Below are 17090 nucleotides of genomic sequence, written 5' to 3'. Positions count from 1 at the left end.
CTTATGTGATATTGTTCGATTATTCGAAATAGAATGTGAGAGCTATCATCTTGCTATGTGCTGACTTAGCTGATAGTGTATATGGAAGTGTACTCTTGTCTTTTATATTTTTGATGTGATTCTTATCGTATGTATCTGTTATTCCATACATAAACTTCAGTTCTGGGCGAAGTTTGAAATAAGGCAGATAGAAATCACACCCCAATCCCAGTTCTAGGAACAGATCTGTTTTCTTCAGTTTGATATAATCTTCGTTCTTGCTGTTCAGATTCATCATTGGGTTGATTCCTGCCATGATGTATGGGCGGTGATTGTTGAATCTCTGTGCTGCAAATATCAGGTCGAGGGCACTGGAAATGTAAGCCGTCTTCATCTCCTGTTTCTGTTGGATCGGATTACCGGCTCCATCTTTTTCCAGCATGTTGTAGAAGGAGAGATGTCGGGTACCGAAATACATGGCTGGTGCTATGCGTAGCTGGAAGTGGGTGTTGAGGCGGAATTCTCCTAGTACACCTACTGTAAATCCAGTATCCCATCTGTCCTGGTCTACTGTTACACAGCTTTGCTGCTCAATGCCGTCAGCATCATGATAAGTCACCGGTCCTGCATTCTGGAATTCTATATCCTGGAAGTGGGTGCCTACTAATACACCGAAGTGGAATGGGCGCAAATCGGTATAAGGACGGTTTTCTACCGTTCTTTCCTGTGCGCCAGCCTGGATTGTGATGGCAAGGCTTATGATGAATGTCAATAGTTTCTGTTTCATATATTTATAACGGAATATTCCTCTTCATATTGCTTTCCGTTTTATTTCGATTATGTATAAATTAATCTAATTCTTGAAAATTCTTATACCTAATTGTAGGTATTTCAGAAATTATTATTATCTTTGCACCATAATTATTAGGTAATATACCTGATGTTATGAAGTAAGACAAATTAAAAGCATATTATACAAAAACATTATAAACATTTAAACATTAATAATTATGGCATACGTAATTGGTGACGATTGTATCGCTTGCGGTACATGTATTGATGAGTGTCCATCAGGTGCAATCTCTGAGGGCGATAAGTATTCAATCAACCCAGACCTCTGCACAGAGTGTGGCACTTGTGCTGATGTTTGCCCTAACGAGGCAATCAGTCTTCCTTAATCTATAAGGATAGATACTTTTAGTTACATAAAACATTGAGAGCGGTTCCTTTGGAATCGCTCTTTTCTTTTTCTATTGTTTAAAGATTTTGTTTTATCGTTATATCCTTTTATTTGCTTATAGTACAAATCATACAAACTAAAAGGGGATTGTATCAATATCTGATGCAATCCCCAATATGTTGTAGTTAATAATGTTATGCTTATTCGCCTGGCTTGAGGCCTGCCTTCTCGTAAGCATCGTTAGCCAACTTGTTCTGTGGATCAAGCTTCAGAAGCTTATCCCAGTATGGCTTAGCTGTATCGAAGTCCTGCTTGTCGTAGGTATAGATGAAGCCCATATACTGGTAAGATGTCTTCAGGTAGCTGAGCTCATCTTCATCACACTGCTTTGCTTCCAGCTCATTGATTACTTCTGTATAAGCAGCAATAGCCTTGTCGTCCAACTCGTTCTGGAAAGCAGTGTTACCCTCCTGAAGCTTAGCAAATGGCTTCAATGTAGGATACTTCTCTGCTAACTTAGCGTATACGCTGATAGCCTTGTCAATGTTCTCAATCTTCTTGGCTGGATCTTTCTTAGCCTTGTTTACATAGATTTCAGCAAGCTTCATGAAGTCTGTAGGAGCAGCATTTGGATTCTTATCCATGTACTGCTGGTTGTACTCCAATGCCTTGTCTTCATCGCCCAACTCCTTGTAAGCCTCAGAGATATACTGCAATGGCTTAGGATCGTCAGCCTTCATCTCCAATGCCTTCTGGTACTGAGCAATAGCCTCATTATACTGCTTGTTGCCAGCCAAAGCCAAACCGTAATAAGCAACGATACTAGCATTTTTCTGGATAGAATCGGTATTCATTACGATGTTTGCATGCTTGAGAGCAGATTCAAAGTTCTTTACGTCAACAGCAGCGCGCATAGCCAAAACCTGCATAGCTGCATCCTTAGGGAACTTCTGGATACCACTTTCGCAAAGGCTCAAACTTTCTTCCTTCTTTCCAACGATATAAGCTGTGAAAGCATATTCGTACTGAGTATACTCTTCAAGTGTGTTTGGCTTAGCCTTTGAGAAATACTCATAAGCCTTCTCGTAGTTGCCAGCGCTGAAGAAGTTGTGACCTGCTTCTGCCTCGATAGGGTAGTTAGGGTTGATTTCTCTCAGTTTGTTCAAAGCTTCCGCACTAGCCTGTGGGTCAATCTTACGGTACACGTTAGAATAGCTGATGTATCCCTGAGGATTCTTAGGATCCATTGTCATACACTGACCATACCATGTAGCAGCCTCACCACCATTGTCCTGCATTGCATAGATGTCGCCTTTCAGAATGTAAGCGTCACCATAGTTCTTGAACTTAGCGATGACAGCATCAGCAACGGCATTAGCTTGATCATAGCTCTTGTTCATTGCAAGAAGGTTACCCAAAGCTACCAATGCCTTAGGATCCTTTTTGAACTCCTTCTGGTATTCCTTGATTTCCTTGGCAAAAGCCTTAGGATCTGCATTACCAGCCTTCAATGTAGTCTCTATAGGCTTCAGCATGTCCTTATAGTTGACATCCTGTGCCATTGCAGGTGCTGCCAAACCCATGACGAGCAAACCTGCTACTAAATATTTAATTGCTTTCATAATTCTACTTTTTTATATGTGTCTCTTTCTTAGCTTTTTCTTTAGCGTTTTACATTAACGGTCTTTATAGTGATGTCACCTCTGTATGGAAGTAATCCGGTTTTGAACAGTATGAGCTGACCTCTTGGGCCTGAAATGTAGTTTGCGAAGCTCCAAGGCAATGCCCTGTGAGGGTCAACTACAATAGCATATAATGTTCTCACGAACGGATATCTTCCATCCAGCAAGTATGCCTGATATGGTTGCCAGCTGTTATATGGTGTTGCCACATCTTTGATAGATACTCGCATGACATGAATATTCTTCTTAAATGTAGTGTTGGTTGAATCACGGCGGTCGTTGAGCCAGTTAGATCCAATTACACCGATTGAGCCTGGGTTCTGATCCACATAGTCGATAACCTCTTTACTAGTTTTTGCGGCCATGATTTTTGCACCCATTTTAGCTCCGTGCAGTACAGAGTCTACTACATAATTGGTTGTTGCAGAGCGGGTATTATCGAAAATAACTTCGATGTCACCTCTCTTAGAACCTTTCACAATATCACTCCATTTTGTTGCCTTACCCGTAAGGATACGTTTGATATCTTTTACCGTAATACAAGTATCATTGTTTTGCTTGTTTACAATAAATGCCAATCCATCGTAACCGATAGGAAAAACAGAAGGAATTACATTGCTTTTAGACTTCAAGTAGGCTATTTCACTATCTTTCAAATTACGTGTAGTGAACAAGAGCGCTGTTTTGAAATCTTTAATCATCTGAAGTCCGGTGACTTCATCTGTATACTTCGGCTTGAGTTTAGCTTTCGGGAACTCATACTCAAACTGACTTCTTTCTTCGTCAATGATAGGACTCAAACTCTCGTCAGCCACAAATTCAATTGTGCCTGAAGTAGGAGTATCAGTTCTACCATCTTTGGCTTTCTTCTCGCCACATGACGAGAAGAAAGCCATTGATAGTACTGTTAATCCTATACCTAAAAAAATATAAGATGTTCTTTTCATTCTATTACTGCAATCTAAATACAACTGGTACAGTATACTTAACACGTACAGCAGAACCGTTTTGCTTACCAGGTTTCCACCTAGGCATGCTCTTAACGACACGCTGTGCTTCACGGTCAAGTGAAGGGTCTACGGAACGAGCTACCCTAACATCAGAGATAGAACCATCACGTTCTACCACGAATGATACGATAACACGACCCTGTACACCATTCTCCTGTGCAACGACAGGATACTTGATGTTGCTTGCAAGGTAAGACATCAAAGCTCCATTTCCACCAGGGAATGAAGGCATCTCCTCTACAACATCGAAGACCTTAGTAGAAACTTCAGGTTTTGGTGCTGGTGGTGGAGGTGGAGCTACCGTTGCAATATCATTTCTTACAGCTTCAACATTACGGTCCTTCACACCTTCCTTGTTTTCAGTACCGACTGCAACTTTTTCATCCAGTTTATCCATCTGCTTAACCTGGTTTTCCTCTTTTACGAGTTCATCCTTCTTAATGACAGGTGCGGTAAACTTCTGAGTTTCGCGAGCCACAGGTATCTCCTTCTTTGGTTCAATCTTTGGCTTCACTGGCTCTTTCTTCTTTTCTTCCTTCTTAGCCTGCTGCTGGAGTTTAGCCAACTCCATAGCTTCCATATATGCCTGCTGTTCTTCGGCCTGTTTCTGTTCGATGACTTTCCAAGCCAAGAATCCACCCACGAGAGCTGCAGCAATGACCAAGATCAGAAGAGCCTTGATGTTTCGGCCAGAAGTACCCTTGCGGAGCTGGTATGCACCATACTCCTTGTTCTTTCCGGCGAAAACCATATCGACCCATTTAGGATCGTAAAGATCTATTTTTGCCATTTCTTTCTTGTTTAAAATTGTTTGTTACTCATCTTACATCTTAACGTTTCTAGACTTGAGAAGTTTCTCGTCGTCTGCGTTAATCTTATCGATGACGTAAGTACCAATGTTTGAAATCTGCATTTCGTCGAGAGCGTCAACCATATTCTTGTAAGAAGCGTTGTCGGTAGGCTTGATGACGATGGTAAGAGTAGGAATCTTTCCGTCCTTCAAGTTACCAGCCTTCAAATCGCTCAACTTCTTCTGATAGATGCTATCAGGATACTGCTTAGGATTCTTCTGACGGTCCATGTTCAACTCCTTGACAGCAAGTGCGATTCTTTCTACAGGACGTGTGCCGTTTTCTGTAGCGTGCTCTCTCAAGACCTTACGGATGCCCTGGCTTCCCCATGTAGTTTCCTTGATCCATGATGGGTCATCGTACTTAGGAATACCTGCACCATAATAAATCTTGTTGTCTGCTGTTACGTAGAGTGTCACAGTTTCAGAAGCCTTAGCTTCGTTCTTCTGATCATCTTGAGTATTCTCATCATTACTTGGCATAGTCAGCTCCATAGTCTGAGGTTTGCTCAAAGATGTACACAGCATGAAGAACGTGATAAGCAGCATGAGCATATCCACCATAGGCGTAAAGTCTACGCGGACATTCATTTTCTTTTGTTTGCTTTCTTTCTTTGCCATTTATTCGTCCCCCTGTTTTTTTAACTGTGTAATCATATAGTAATGACTCTCGTCCATATCCTGGAGTTCGTTCATCACTCTCTTAACGGTCTTGTAAGGTGTAGAAGCATCTGCCTTCAGGGCAATCTTGATGTCTTCGTTTACGTTACGAGCTGCGTCTACCCACTGCTGGAACTCGCTCATACCGCCCTTAATACTGTCGAGAGGAATACCTTTAGTCTGGAGATACTGTGGACGCTTAGAAGCGTTCATTGTCAGATAAGTACTCAAGTCGCCCATAGGTACGCCGAACGTACCTTCGCTCTTGAATGTCTCAATCTGTTTTGGGTTCAATGACACGCCGAATGCTCCTGTCATTGTGCTCAGTGTAGCTCCCAACTGATCAGTATTATCAATACTCATAAATACTTGGCCCTCGCCGGTAGGATTACCAGCCTTGTCCTTTTCAGGACTAACCAAGATGGTCAAGACACCGTTCTCTGGCACCTTAATCTCAGACACAGAACCTGGTGTATTTACCTTAACTGGCTCATTCTTTACGAAAGTAGAGGTGAGCATGAAGAAGGTAAGCAGCAGGGTCATAACGTCTGACATAGGCGTCATGTCGATCCAGATGTCACTCTTCTTAATTTTTACTTTACCCATAGCGATAAAATTTTAAAGGGTTAGCAAAAATTAAGCCTCTTCTGCGTGGTTAGCTTCGTATGTCTGAGCAATTGAGTAACCTACCTCGTCGAGTGCGTATGTCAACTTATCTACCTTGTTGGTGAATGTGTTGTAAGATACAACGGCACACCATGATGTCAAGATACCGAATGCGGTGTTGATCAACGCCTCAGAAATACCTACAGAAAGTGCTGCTGAGTCAGCGCCACCACCTTCACCCATGGCCTGGAATGACTTGATCATACCGGTTACAGTACCGAGAAGACCTGTCAAAGTACCAAGTGTTACGATTGTAGCGATGATAGGCAAGTTCATTGTCAAAGTTGGCATCTCCAACTGAGTTGCCTCCTCGTGAGCCTGCTGGATCTTAGCTACCTTCTGAGCCTTCTTCAAAGATGCGTTAGCACCAGACTCCATAGACTTGTAAGCGTTCAAAGAAGCCATAACAACGTTAGCTACTGTACCGCGCTGCTTGTTGCAGAGCTGCTCAGCCTTAGCGAAATCATTTGCGTTCAAAGCTGCCTTGATGTTTGCAACGAACTTAGGAAGAGCACCTGTACCTGTAGCGGTCTTAAGAGCCAACCAACGCTCGATTGTCATAGCCAACACTGTGAGCAACAATGTGTGGATAACTGGTACGATTACACCACCTTTGTAGATAGTACCCCAAATGTCTGCTGGGTGATCCTGTACACCTGGATCCTGGAAGTGCATGTCATTACCGAACCATGTGAAGAACAATGTGAATGCGATGATAGCACATACCACGATGATCCAGAATGCGCCTCTTACTCCCTGAAAGCCCTCAGACTTCTTAGCTGGGGCTGCTTGTTTTGTAGTTGCCATAATTTTACTTTTTTTAAATTATTAGTTAATAAATTATTAATATTTTCTTTTTTTTCTTTCTCGCTTCGTAGACCTTGAATGTGTCGTTTGTCAATAAACACAGTTGGGTTATCTATTTTGCATTGGCAAAGATAATAAATTAAAGTTTACTATCAGCCTAATTAAGAAGTTTTAACGAGATATTGGCTTATTTTATACCAATATCTCGCTTTTTTCTTACATTTTGCCCCTTGAAAATGGTCTTTAAGCCATTTTTTATTTCAACTTACCCAAAGCTTCCTTGATGCGCTTGATAGCTTCAACGATGTTCTCGTCGCTTGTTGCATAGCTCATGCGGAAACAGTCTGGATCACCGAATGCGTCACCACCTACGGTGGCTACATGTGCTTCCTCGAGAAGGTACATGGCAAAGTCGGTTGAATTGTTGATGGTCTTCTCACCATTGCTCTTGCCAAAGTAGCTGTTGCACTTAGGGAAGAGATAGAAGGCACCCTGTGGCATGTTTACCTCAAGACCTGGAACCTCTTTAGCCAACTTAACAATCAGGTTGCGTCGGCGCTCGAAAGCTACGCGCATTTCCTCTACTGCACTCTGGTCGAGTGTGTAGGCTGCTTCTGCTGCCTTCTGGCTGACAGAACATGTACCGCTGGTATACTGTCCCTGGAGCTTGTTGCAGCCCTTGATGATCCATTCCGGACCAGCCAGGAAACCGATTCTCCATCCTGTCATGGCGTAAGCCTTAGATACACCATTGGCAATGATAACCTGCTCCTTCATGCCCGGTTCCTGAGCAATGCTATGGTGCTTGCCGATATAATTGATGTGTTCGTAGATTTCATCTGCCAACACAAATACTTCAGGATGCTTCTTGAGTACTTCTGCCAGTGCAGCCAGTTCTTCCTTAGAGTATACGCTACCGGTAGGGTTGCTTGGAGAACAGAGAATGAGCATCTTGGTCTTCTCTGTAATGGCATTCTCCAACTGCTCTGCGGTCATCTTAAAGTCCTGGTCGAAACCGGCATTTACAATGACCGGAGTACCTCCTGCCAATTTCACCATCTGTGGATAACTTACCCAATATGGTGCAGGAATGATAACCTCGTCGCCTGGATTTACGAGTGCCAATACTGCGTTGCAGACGCACTGCTTACCACCCGTACCAACGATTACTTCATTGGTAGTGTACTCCAAACCATTCTCGTTCTTTAATTTGGCTACAATTGCTTTTCGCAAGTCAGGATAACCTGGTACTGGTGAATAACGGGAATAGTTCTCGTCAATAGCCTTCTTTGCTGCCTGTTTGATATTGTCAGGAGTGTTGAAGTCTGGTTCACCTACGCTCATGTTGATTACATCAATACCTTGAGCTTTCATTTCACTACTCTTCTGTGACATCGCCAGCGTTGCTGAAGGTGCCAATCTGTTTAAACGATCAGATAATTGTGCCATAATTTTATTCTTATATTTGTTTATCGTGTGCAAAAGTAAGCAAATTATTTCTTTTTCGGAAGAAAATTGAGCATTATTTCATGTTTTGTATTGAAATAATAACATAATTTTATTATCCGAGGTGCAAAGTATGCCCCATGCGGTCTCTCTTGGTCTTGAGATAGCGCTCATTGTACTTGTTTGGTACAACTTCGATAGGTACATTTTCTACGATTTCCAAACCGTACGCTTCGAGACCTACGCGCTTTACCGGATTGTTGGTGAGCAGACGCATTTTGTGTACACCGAGATGACGGAGCATCTGTGCACCGCAACCATAGTCGCGCTCGTCTGGCTTGAAACCGAGATGAGTATTGGCGTCAACGGTATCATAGCCTTCTTCCTGGAGTTTGTAGGCTGCAATCTTGTTCATCAGACCGATGCCGCGTCCTTCCTGCTGCATGTAGACAACAACCCCCTTTCCTGCCTCGTCTATCATCTGCATTGCCTTGTGGAGCTGCTGACCGCAGTCGCAACGTTTGCTGCCCAGGATGTCGCCTGTAGCGCAAGAAGAGTGAACACGGACCAGGATAGGCTCGTCTTCTTTCCATTCTCCCTTGATGAGTGCCATGTGTTCCAGACCATTGCTAGACTGGCGGAACGGAATGAGGCGGAAGTGGCCGTATTCTGTAGGCATGTCAACCTCTTCGCCCACTTCGATGAGTGATTCTTTCTTGAGTCGGTATTCTATCATGTCTTTAATAGAAATAACCTTGAGGTTCCATTCCTGTGCCATCTTCATCAGTTCTGGCAGACGTGCCATGGTGCCGTCTTCATTCATGATTTCCATAAGTGCGCCTGCTGGATAGAGGCCTGCCATTTTACAAAGATCGATGGCTGCTTCTGTGTGTCCGCTTCTTCTTAATACTCCGTTATCTTGTGCGTAGAGCGGATTGATGTGACCCGGTCTGCCGAAAGTCTGTGGGGTAGAATTCGGGTCGGCAAGTGCTTTGATGGTTTCGGCACGGTCGTGTGCAGAAACACCGGTAGAGCAGCCTTCCAGTTTATCTACGGTTATGGTGAATGGTGTTCCCAATACAGAGGTGTTCTCTGAAACCTGATGAGGCAAGTCGAGTTCATCGCAGCGGCTCAGGGTGATAGGGGCACAGAGTACACCTCTTGCATGTTTCAGCATGAAGTTTACTTTTTCTGCGTCTATTTTCTCTGCGGCAATGATGAGGTCGCCTTCGTTTTCGCGGTCTTCGTCATCAACAACAATGACGAACTTTCCTTCCTTGAAGTCTTTTACTGCATCTTCGATGCTATTTAATTTGATTTCTGACATGTTTGATACCTTATTATATAGTTACATTTTACTTTTTTTGTTCTTTAATCCGTTGGATGATGTCCGTATTGGTCTGACTGATGACCTTGAGGTCACGGAACAAGCGCAGTCGGAATCGCCACATTCTTAAATATAGCAGTGTGCCCACTGGGAAAATGATGGCTGCAATGATGTTGAGCCATTTCCGCTCGAATGGGCGTGTATGTGCCTTGACAGAAAGAACCGGATATTGGTTCATGTCGTGCAGGATATACTTGTTGGCGGTGTTGGTCAAATCTTCTATTACCTCTTCCAATTCTGCATTGATTCTTTCTATCTCATGATCAGGCTCGTATTTGAAGAATACATTGATGACGTTTGGAAGATGAACCAGTTTGTGTTCCTTATTATATAAGGTGATGTCTTGGTTTATTCTTTCCAGTTTCTCTGCATCCGTCTGATAATCCGGGTCGGTGATTATGACTTCCTTGCCGAAGTAATGGCGTTTCTGTCGTAAACCGAGCAGTTTCATGAAGAACTCTTTGTAAACATCCATATTGAATACGGAAGAGTCATTGGTTGCCTTGTAGGTTACGAAGATAGCCAAAGGCGTCAATACTGCCGGTGCAAGACCTTTGCCGAACCAGATGGCCCACATTCCGCTTCTTGACATTCTGTATCCTGTATTGTCGAGGATGAAGAAGACGATGAACACAAGTACGGAGATGACGACAGGGAAACCCAGACCTCCCTTTCGGATGATGGCTCCTAGTGGCGCTCCGATAAAGAAGAAGATGAGACACGAAAGGGCTAGGGTGAACTTGTTGATAGCCTCAATCTTGTGCTGTCTTATCATGTAGTCAGCATCGCTCGTTGACATCGATTTGAAATCAAGGTCAGAAAGCTCCTGTTGTACGGTAGACTGTGCCTGGTTTACCGCCATGAGTTTCTTGTCCTGTGGCAACTTATTATATAAGGTGTCGAAATTGAGGTTTTCGCCCTTCTTGATTTCTTTGAGAGAGTCCTTCTTGTTGATGCGCTGTGCACCTCCATAGAATCTCACGTTGGCTTCGTTCAGGTAGATTCTTCCGATTGAATCATATAATTGGTTGAGCGAATCGATGTCGTGGTTGATTTTCTCCAGACTTTTACCCTTTGCATTTCCTGAAAGCGAAGCTGCATCGGTCATACTGAAGTCTCCATCAAAGTCGAGAATGATTTTCTTGGAAACGAAAGTCTCTCGTCTGTATGGTACGGCAGCAGTATTGGCAAGTGCACTGCTTTGCATGTTCTCAAACCATTCTCCGCTGTAGAGACTCAGAACAAGATGCTTCTTTTCTGCTGTACTCTGGAGCATGCCGGAATCTGCCAATATGATTGCGGCATCTTCATAGCTATCGGTCATGCGGTAAATCATGATGCCGTAAAGTTTTCCGGTTTTCAAATCCTTCTTCTGCACATAAAGGTTGCAGTTTGGAATACCATCATAGAAGATTCCTTCCGGAATTTCCAGTTCCGGGCTTTTCTGTTTCATGGAAATCAGAAGTTGTGCCAGTTTCATGTTCGACTTAGGTCCCACATTGTTCTGGAAATAGAATGAGCCAAACATGATGATGATGGTGATGACGATGAGTGAGCGGAAAGCTTGCATCAGTGAAATGCCGGCAGCCTTGATGGCTGTAAGTTCCGAACTCTCGCCGAGATTACCGAACGTCATGAGTGAAGACAGGAGAATAGCCAAAGGCAGGGCCTGTGGTACGAGCATCAGACCCATGTACCAGAAAAATTGAGCCATCACGTCCATCGTGAGTCCCTTACCGATGAGATCATCAATATATCTCCATAAGAACTGCATCATCAGCACAAACTGGCAGATGAAGAAAGTTCCCATGAAAAGGAGACCAAACTGTTTGGCAATAAATATGTCTAATTTCTTAATTCTAAGCATTTCAATATTCTGTTGTTTCAGACCTTTTCTTTATTTAAAATAATAGCAGGTCTGTTATTCAGCGTGCAAAGGTAATATAAAAAAATAAGAAAACCTTTATTTTTCGTTTTTTTTATATATATAATTAGGTGAAAGTGGGGCTGGAATGTGAGAAAAATGAGAAAATAAAACTTTTTTTGAAAATTTCTGCCGAAAAATTTGTTCAATTCAAATAAATGTATTACCTTTGCACCCGCAAATGAGAAATCAATTGCTTGGATGGCGGGATAGCTCAGCTGGTTAGAGCGTCGGATTCATAATCCGGAGGTCGAGGGATCGTGGCCCCCTCCCGCTACAAGATGAGAGACATCAACTTTTTAGTTGATGTCTTTTTTATGCTCTAAACTTTTCCACACTTATTCACTTCTCATAGAAAAGTTATCCACATATGTGTTGATAACTATGTTATTCCGTTGGTTATCAGATGTTTTTCCTGTTGGTAACTGTTGTGGAAAAGATAAATATGAAAGATTTTCCTATGTTTTTCTTGGTGTTCTCAGAATAAAATATTTGTAAAAAACTGACCAATGGGGCTAAAATACAAAAAAAAGTTGTATATTTGCAGCGGTAAGTTTTATTTTTAGGCATTTGTTGACTGCCTCTTCTTTATAAACATAGAAATTGTATAAGCTGTATGAAACGAAAATTACACCTTATTATATATGTAGCGATTATTGTGTTGCTGACCGGTTGTGCTCAGCAGCCTAGGAAGTATGTCATTGGCGTATCCCAGTGTTCGGAAGATACCTGGCGCGATAAACTGAATGATGAACTGAAGATGGGCGAGTATCTCAACGATTCGCTTATCGTGAAACTGGCTTCTTCCAACGATGATAATATGTTGCAGAATAAGCAAGTTAACCAGTTTATCGATGAGGGTGTAGATTTGCTTATCGTATCTCCTAATCAGCTGAGTGCTATATCCAAGGCTGTAGAGCGTGCTTACGATAAAGGTATTCCTGTGATTCTCTATGACAGGAAGACCAATTCTGACAAGTATACGGCATTTATCGGCTGCGATAACTATACGATAGGTAAATCGATGGGAACTTTTATCGCCCAGCAGCTTCAGGGAAAGGGCCGCATCGTTGAAATCAGAGGCTTAGAGGGCTCTTCGCCTGCTTTGGAGCGTCATCGTGGTTTTATGGATGCTATCAAGCCTTATCCTGGGTTACAGGTTGTAGCCTCTGAGGGAGGAAACTGGAAAGAAGAGGGTGGAATCCAGGCGATGAAACGCATATTGAAACAGACACAGGACTTTGATTATGTCTTTGCCCATAATGACTGTCTTGCCTGGGGAGCTTATGTGGCTGCCCGCCAGATGAGGGTAAAGCGTAACTATAAGTATACCGGAGTAGACGGCATGGCTACCGAAGGTGGTGGTTTGGAACTTGTGCGCGATGGTATTTTCGAAGCCTCTTATCTTTATCCTACCAAGGGTGACGAGGTCATAGCGCTTGCCATGAAGATATTGAAGCATCAGCCTTATGAACGCGACAATTATCTGAGCACTTCTATCATAACCCAGGCAAATGCTGCCCTTACATTGATGGAGGCTAGAGATGCCGAGCGTCAGACGCACAATCTGAAGACTTTGCATAAGCAGGTAAATCAGTATCTGTCTGATTATAACTCACAGAAAGTCATGCTCATAGGTCTGTGTCTGTTCCTCTTTGTTTGCCTCGCAGCTGCGGCTTTAATTTTCAGAGGTTATCTGATAAAGGTGAAACTGAACGAAACATTGGCTAAGACAAATGGCGAACTGAAGCGACTGAATGTAGAATTGGGTGAAAAGAATGGAGAATTGAAACGATTGAATGAGGAGGTCTTGGAACTCACTCATTCCCGTCTGGTATTCTTTACCAATATCAGTCATGAACTTCGCACGCCTTTAACCCTGATAGCCGACCCGGTAGAGATGCTGCTTGAAGATGCCGGCATCAAGGGCAAGAGCCGCGAACTCTTGAAAATGGTGCAGCGTAACGCCCTTGCTCTCCAACAGTTGGTAAGTAACATTCTTGATTTCCGTAAGATTCAGAATGGCAAGATGGAACTGAAACTCTATCGCTTCGACATTGTGAAGACCTTGACGATGTGGGTGGGCGACTTCCAGCTTACTGCCGAGCGCAAGCAGATCAGACTGCATCTGGATGTTGATGACTTGAAAGGCAGCCATGAAATGATTGCCGATCAGGAGAAGATTTCCCGTATCGTGTTCAATCTGTTGAGCAATGCCTTGAAATATACGCCTGCTGGTGGCGAAATCTTTGTTTCGTTGAAAGATGAAGGTGCCAATCTACGTCTTGACGTGAGAGATACGGGCAAGGGTATCTCGCAGGATGAGGCTGATAAGATCTTTGAACGCTTCTTCCAGGCTAAGGGTGCTGCCAGCGGTACGGGTATCGGTCTGGCTCTGGTGAAATCATTTGTAGAGTTGCATCATGGTGAGGCTAGGGTAGAAAGTGAACCGGGAAAGGGCTCTGATTTTATCGTTGTCATTCCTCGTGAGCAGGAGGGTGATTCACAAGTTATCCACAATGATGTGGATATTGTGGATAACTCAGTAAATGCTTCTGCATCAACTGGTAAGAATGTTGTAGATGAATCTGTTTTGCAATATATTGACGATGGAGACAGAAGTCATGGAAAAGTTCAGCAGCTGGTAAGCGAGAATACCAATCGTCCTACTGTTCTGGTTATTGATGATAATACCGATATCCGTCAGTATGAGCGTACTCTTTTGCAGGATGAGTATATTGTTCTTGAGGCCGCCGATGGTAAAGAGGGTCTGGCTGTCGCCTTGAAAGAGGTGCCTGACCTGGTGATTTGCGATGTGATGATGCCTGTTATGGACGGATTGGAGTTTACTAAACAGTTGAAGACGAATACGGCTACCTCTCATATCCCTGTTATTATGCTTACGGCGAAGAACCTGGAGGAGCATCGCGCAGAGGGTTATGAGCATGGAGCAGATTCCTATATTACCAAACCATTCCACAGCAAGGTGCTTCTCGCCCGTATTGAGAATCTCTTGCGACAGCGTCAGCTCCTGAAGAATCTTTATCAAGGTTCTAAAGAGGCTGAGAAGGAGATTTCTGAGGCTCATCTGGAAGATCGTGACAAGCAGTTCCTCAAGCAGCTTCAAGCCATTATCCTGAAGAATCTTTCTGATAGCGAGTTTGGAGTTGAGAATATGGGACAGCAGATTGGCTTAAGCCGTGTGCAGCTCTATCGCAAGGTGAAGGCGATGACAGGCTCTTCTGTTGTTGACTTACTCCGTAAGGCTCGCCTTGCCAAAGCTAGGCGTTTGCTCGAAACCCGGAGCATGAGTGTCTCTGAAGTAGCCTATGAAGTGGGCTTCTCAGCGCCGTCTTACTTCACAAAATGTTTCAAGGATGAGTATGGCATGTTACCTGGTGATGTAGGTAATGTATTGAAATAGAGAGGAATACGCTATACCTGAAGTATAAAATCTGTGAATGTATGGATAAAAATCGTTCATTTCCTAGCATAAAAGGTACATTGTATCATTTTTATCACTATTTGAACGATAATTGTACCTGCTGTTCGCTGAAACTTACTATCTTTGCACCAGAATTTAGAAGTTTATAAATTGTTTCATGCAGAAGTAGTTGCATTTTCATAGGTTTAGGTTTTATGTTTTAAGGTTATAGGATTGAGTATTCATTAAGGTAAGTAGTTTTCTTTAAGGTTAAAAGTTTTGTTTTGGGAAATAACTAGTAATGAGAGAAAGCAGCTGTAGACGGGATGTCTGACAGCTGCTTTTCGCGTATTATGGTTTGTTTCTTTTTAAGCGGCATACTATAGCTTTTTAAAGGGGCTTATTCCCAATCTTCGAATTCCAGTTCCAGTTCCTTGTATTCGGGTTTGAAACTGCTGTTCTCCTTATCTTGCTTCCTGGCTTCTTCTGATGAGGCGTTGCTTACGGACAGACCAAGCAGGCGGATGGGATGCGCCGAGGAGTAATCTACCTGTTTCAGCAGCCGTTTGGCAAGAGGTAGAATATCATCCTTCTTTTTCAGAACCTTTTCTTGCGAGATACTTCTTGTTATCTGGGTAAAATCGGCAAACTTCACCTTCAGCGTCAGGGTTCTTCCTTCGAAACCGCTTTTGGCGATGCGCTCCAGCAGTTCGAGTACAGTATGGTACAGTTCGATAATCACAGCCGTTTTTAGATAGATATCTTCCAGGAAAGTCTGTTCGCAGCCTACCGATTTCCGTTCCCGGTAGGTGATGACAGGTCGTTCATCTATCCCCCTTGCGAAATCATAGAAGATGTGTCCGGCTTTTCCGAACACTTCTACCAGATGTTCTTCGGATACTTTCCTCAGGTCAGCTCCGTTGAAGATACCCATGAAATGCATCTTTTGCAAGGTTTTCTTGCCCACACCCCAGAAATCCTCTACAGGAAGCTGGGCGATGAAATCAAGCGCCTTGTCGGGATGAATGGTGCAGATGCCGTCGGGTTTGCGGTAATCTGAAGCCACTTTGGCGAGAAACTTGCAGTAGCTGATGCCAGCCGAGGCGGTGAGTCCGGTTGCCTCCTTGATACGGGTTTTGATTTCTTTGGCAATATCCACCGCCAGTTCTATCCCTTTCTTATTCTGCGTTACATCAAGAAAGGCTTCATCTATGGAGATGGGTTCGATGAGGTCTGTATATTCCTGGAATATCTGATGTATCTGATGGGATATTTTAGCATAATAATCATGCCGGCAGGGCACGATGATGAGGTTAGGGCAGCGCTGCTTGGCTTGAGCGATGGATTGCGCCGAGTGAACGCCATACTTCCTTGCCTCATAGCTGGCTGTAGAAACCACACCACGAGGTCCGTCGAAGCCAACCGCTACCGGTTTGCCCCGAAGTTCCGGATTGTCTCTTTGCTCTACCGCAGCAAAGAAGGCATCCATGTCGATATGTATGATCTTTCGCTCAGTCATTCCTGCCTTATTTTTTCCAAAAGTACAAAAAAGATGCGTTTCCACAAAATCTAAGCTGTTTTTTATTGTTCGTTAACGTTTTCGGGTATTAGCCTACATGGTCCATCGAAACAGGCTGCGTTGAGCATCGCAAGTACTTGCGTTAGCCAACTCAAGTACTTGCGTTAGTCAACGAAGCTATCTGCGTCTGCTTCCTGAGTCGTCTCCGATAGCTTACGGAACCACTTGAGTAAGCTGAACCAAACACTTGACCTCACTGATTTAAGCACTTGACCTCATTAACTCAAGTACTTGAACTCATAAACTCAAGCACTTGACCTCACTGATTCAAGCACTTGAACTTATTAACTCAAGTACATCATGACACGCTCTTAATAGTCTGTAGTGATCTATATGACTCCCTTTATCTGAAATAGAAAAGAGTTAGTTAAGACGTAGAAAATAGCAGAAAAGTGTGAAATTCCGTTCATGTAATAGCAATTATGTTACAATGAACGGAATTTTTTATTCGATGAAATGATTTTTTAAGCCGCTGTTCAGACCTTTATGTATTTTT

General features: G+C 43.3%; 13 protein-coding genes and 1 tRNA gene. 3 read left to right on the top strand and 11 right to left on the bottom strand.

The features are described 5' to 3' along the window. Window positions 1-19: 19 nt before the first annotated feature. Window positions 20-766 carry a porin family protein gene (locus tag NNC77_RS10025; RefSeq protein ID WP_254970734.1) on the bottom strand — a complete coding sequence of 249 codons (747 nt, stop codon included), beginning with the start codon at window positions 764-766 and terminating at the stop codon, window positions 20-22. A gap of 223 nt (window positions 767-989) precedes the next feature. Here NNC77_RS10025 and NNC77_RS10020 point away from each other — a divergent pair, with 223 nt between their 5' ends. After that, window positions 990-1157 carry a 4Fe-4S binding protein gene (locus tag NNC77_RS10020; RefSeq protein ID WP_022120089.1) on the top strand — a complete coding sequence of 56 codons (168 nt, stop codon included), beginning with the start codon at window positions 990-992 and terminating at the stop codon, window positions 1155-1157. Between the two features lie 202 nt (window positions 1158-1359). Here the strand turns inward: NNC77_RS10020 and NNC77_RS10015 are convergent, their stop codons facing one another. From NNC77_RS10015 to NNC77_RS09975, 9 genes are all read right to left on the bottom strand, one after another. After that, on the bottom strand, window positions 1360-2781 hold the full coding sequence (locus NNC77_RS10015; RefSeq protein ID WP_254970736.1) for a tetratricopeptide repeat protein: 1422 nt from the start codon (window positions 2779-2781) through the stop codon (window positions 1360-1362). A 41-nt stretch (window positions 2782-2822) separates the two neighbouring features. After that, a complete protein-coding gene (locus NNC77_RS10010; RefSeq protein ID WP_118200629.1) occupies window positions 2823-3788 on the bottom strand; it encodes a PstS family phosphate ABC transporter substrate-binding protein in 966 nt (321 codons plus the stop codon). Window positions 3789-3792: 4 nt separating this feature from the next. Continuing rightward, a complete protein-coding gene (locus tag NNC77_RS10005) occupies window positions 3793-4641 on the bottom strand; it encodes an energy transducer TonB (protein WP_254970738.1) in 849 nt (282 codons plus the stop codon). A 33-nt stretch (window positions 4642-4674) separates the two neighbouring features. After that, the gene (locus NNC77_RS10000) at window positions 4675-5322 is read right to left on the bottom strand and encodes an ExbD/TolR family protein (RefSeq protein WP_118079374.1); all 648 of its coding nucleotides are present in this window, start codon (window positions 5320-5322) and stop codon (window positions 4675-4677) included. Beyond that, complete coding sequence (locus tag NNC77_RS09995) at window positions 5323-5967, bottom strand: biopolymer transporter ExbD (protein ID WP_153093769.1); 645 nt, start codon at window positions 5965-5967, stop codon at window positions 5323-5325. It abuts the gene before it with no gap. 30 nt (window positions 5968-5997) lie between these two features. Further along, on the bottom strand, window positions 5998-6834 hold the full coding sequence (locus NNC77_RS09990; RefSeq protein ID WP_006849145.1) for a MotA/TolQ/ExbB proton channel family protein: 837 nt from the start codon (window positions 6832-6834) through the stop codon (window positions 5998-6000). 255 nt (window positions 6835-7089) lie between these two features. Beyond that, on the bottom strand, window positions 7090-8283 hold the full coding sequence (locus tag NNC77_RS09985) for a pyridoxal phosphate-dependent aminotransferase (RefSeq protein ID WP_006849146.1): 1194 nt from the start codon (window positions 8281-8283) through the stop codon (window positions 7090-7092). A gap of 112 nt (window positions 8284-8395) precedes the next feature. Next, window positions 8396-9607 (bottom strand): bifunctional 3,4-dihydroxy-2-butanone-4-phosphate synthase/GTP cyclohydrolase II, encoded by a 1212-nt coding sequence (locus NNC77_RS09980; protein WP_022120097.1) that lies wholly within the window; start codon window positions 9605-9607, stop codon window positions 8396-8398. Between the two features lie 28 nt (window positions 9608-9635). Continuing rightward, window positions 9636-11534, bottom strand: a complete 1899-nt coding sequence (locus tag NNC77_RS09975; protein WP_203055151.1) for an LptF/LptG family permease — start codon at window positions 11532-11534, stop codon at window positions 9636-9638. A gap of 260 nt (window positions 11535-11794) precedes the next feature. On the opposite strand from NNC77_RS09975, the gene NNC77_RS09970 reads away from it, so the two are divergent. Together NNC77_RS09970 and NNC77_RS09965 are read left to right on the top strand one after the other, a co-directional pair. Beyond that, window positions 11795-11868 (top strand) — tRNA-Met (locus NNC77_RS09970). A gap of 339 nt (window positions 11869-12207) precedes the next feature. Further along, window positions 12208-15015 (top strand): substrate-binding domain-containing protein, encoded by a 2808-nt coding sequence (locus NNC77_RS09965; RefSeq protein ID WP_203055152.1) that lies wholly within the window; start codon window positions 12208-12210, stop codon window positions 15013-15015. Window positions 15016-15415: 400 nt separating this feature from the next. Here NNC77_RS09965 and dinB read toward each other — a convergent pair whose 3' ends face one another. Next, window positions 15416-16534: a DNA polymerase IV gene (gene dinB, locus NNC77_RS09960; protein WP_117727160.1), complete on the bottom strand. Its 1119-nt coding sequence runs from the start codon at window positions 16532-16534 to the stop codon at window positions 15416-15418. Between the last annotated feature and the right edge of the window lie 556 nt (window positions 16535-17090).

The sequence above is a fragment of the Segatella copri genome, assembly GCF_024330485.1.
Lineage (GTDB): Bacteria > Bacteroidota > Bacteroidia > Bacteroidales > Bacteroidaceae > Prevotella > Prevotella copri_L.
This window is presented reverse-complemented; position numbering and strand designations above follow the sequence as displayed.

Excerpts from the sequence above, each read along its gene's own strand:
- NNC77_RS10025 (WP_254970734.1), bottom strand. The coding sequence starts at position 766 with ATGAAACAGAAACTATTGACATTCATCATAAGCCTTGCCATCACAATC.
- NNC77_RS10015 (WP_254970736.1), bottom strand. The coding sequence starts at position 2,781 with ATGAAAGCAATTAAATATTTAGTAGCAGGTTTGCTCGTCATGGGTTTG.
- NNC77_RS10020 (WP_022120089.1), top strand. The coding sequence starts at position 990 with ATGGCATACGTAATTGGTGACGATTGTATCGCTTGCGGTACATGTATT.
- NNC77_RS10005 (WP_254970738.1), bottom strand. The coding sequence starts at position 4,641 with ATGGCAAAAATAGATCTTTACGATCCTAAATGGGTCGATATGGTTTTC.
- NNC77_RS09975 (WP_203055151.1), bottom strand. The coding sequence starts at position 11,534 with ATGCTTAGAATTAAGAAATTAGACATATTTATTGCCAAACAGTTTGGT.
- dinB (WP_117727160.1), bottom strand. The coding sequence starts at position 16,534 with ATGACTGAGCGAAAGATCATACATATCGACATGGATGCCTTCTTTGCT.
- NNC77_RS09985 (WP_006849146.1), bottom strand. The coding sequence starts at position 8,283 with ATGGCACAATTATCTGATCGTTTAAACAGATTGGCACCTTCAGCAACG.
- NNC77_RS10000 (WP_118079374.1), bottom strand. The coding sequence starts at position 5,322 with ATGGCAAAGAAAGAAAGCAAACAAAAGAAAATGAATGTCCGCGTAGAC.
- NNC77_RS10010 (WP_118200629.1), bottom strand. The coding sequence starts at position 3,788 with ATGAAAAGAACATCTTATATTTTTTTAGGTATAGGATTAACAGTACTA.
- NNC77_RS09995 (WP_153093769.1), bottom strand. The coding sequence starts at position 5,967 with ATGGGTAAAGTAAAAATTAAGAAGAGTGACATCTGGATCGACATGACG.
- NNC77_RS09980 (WP_022120097.1), bottom strand. The coding sequence starts at position 9,607 with ATGTCAGAAATCAAATTAAATAGCATCGAAGATGCAGTAAAAGACTTC.
- NNC77_RS09965 (WP_203055152.1), top strand. The coding sequence starts at position 12,208 with ATGAAACGAAAATTACACCTTATTATATATGTAGCGATTATTGTGTTG.
- NNC77_RS09990 (WP_006849145.1), bottom strand. The coding sequence starts at position 6,834 with ATGGCAACTACAAAACAAGCAGCCCCAGCTAAGAAGTCTGAGGGCTTT.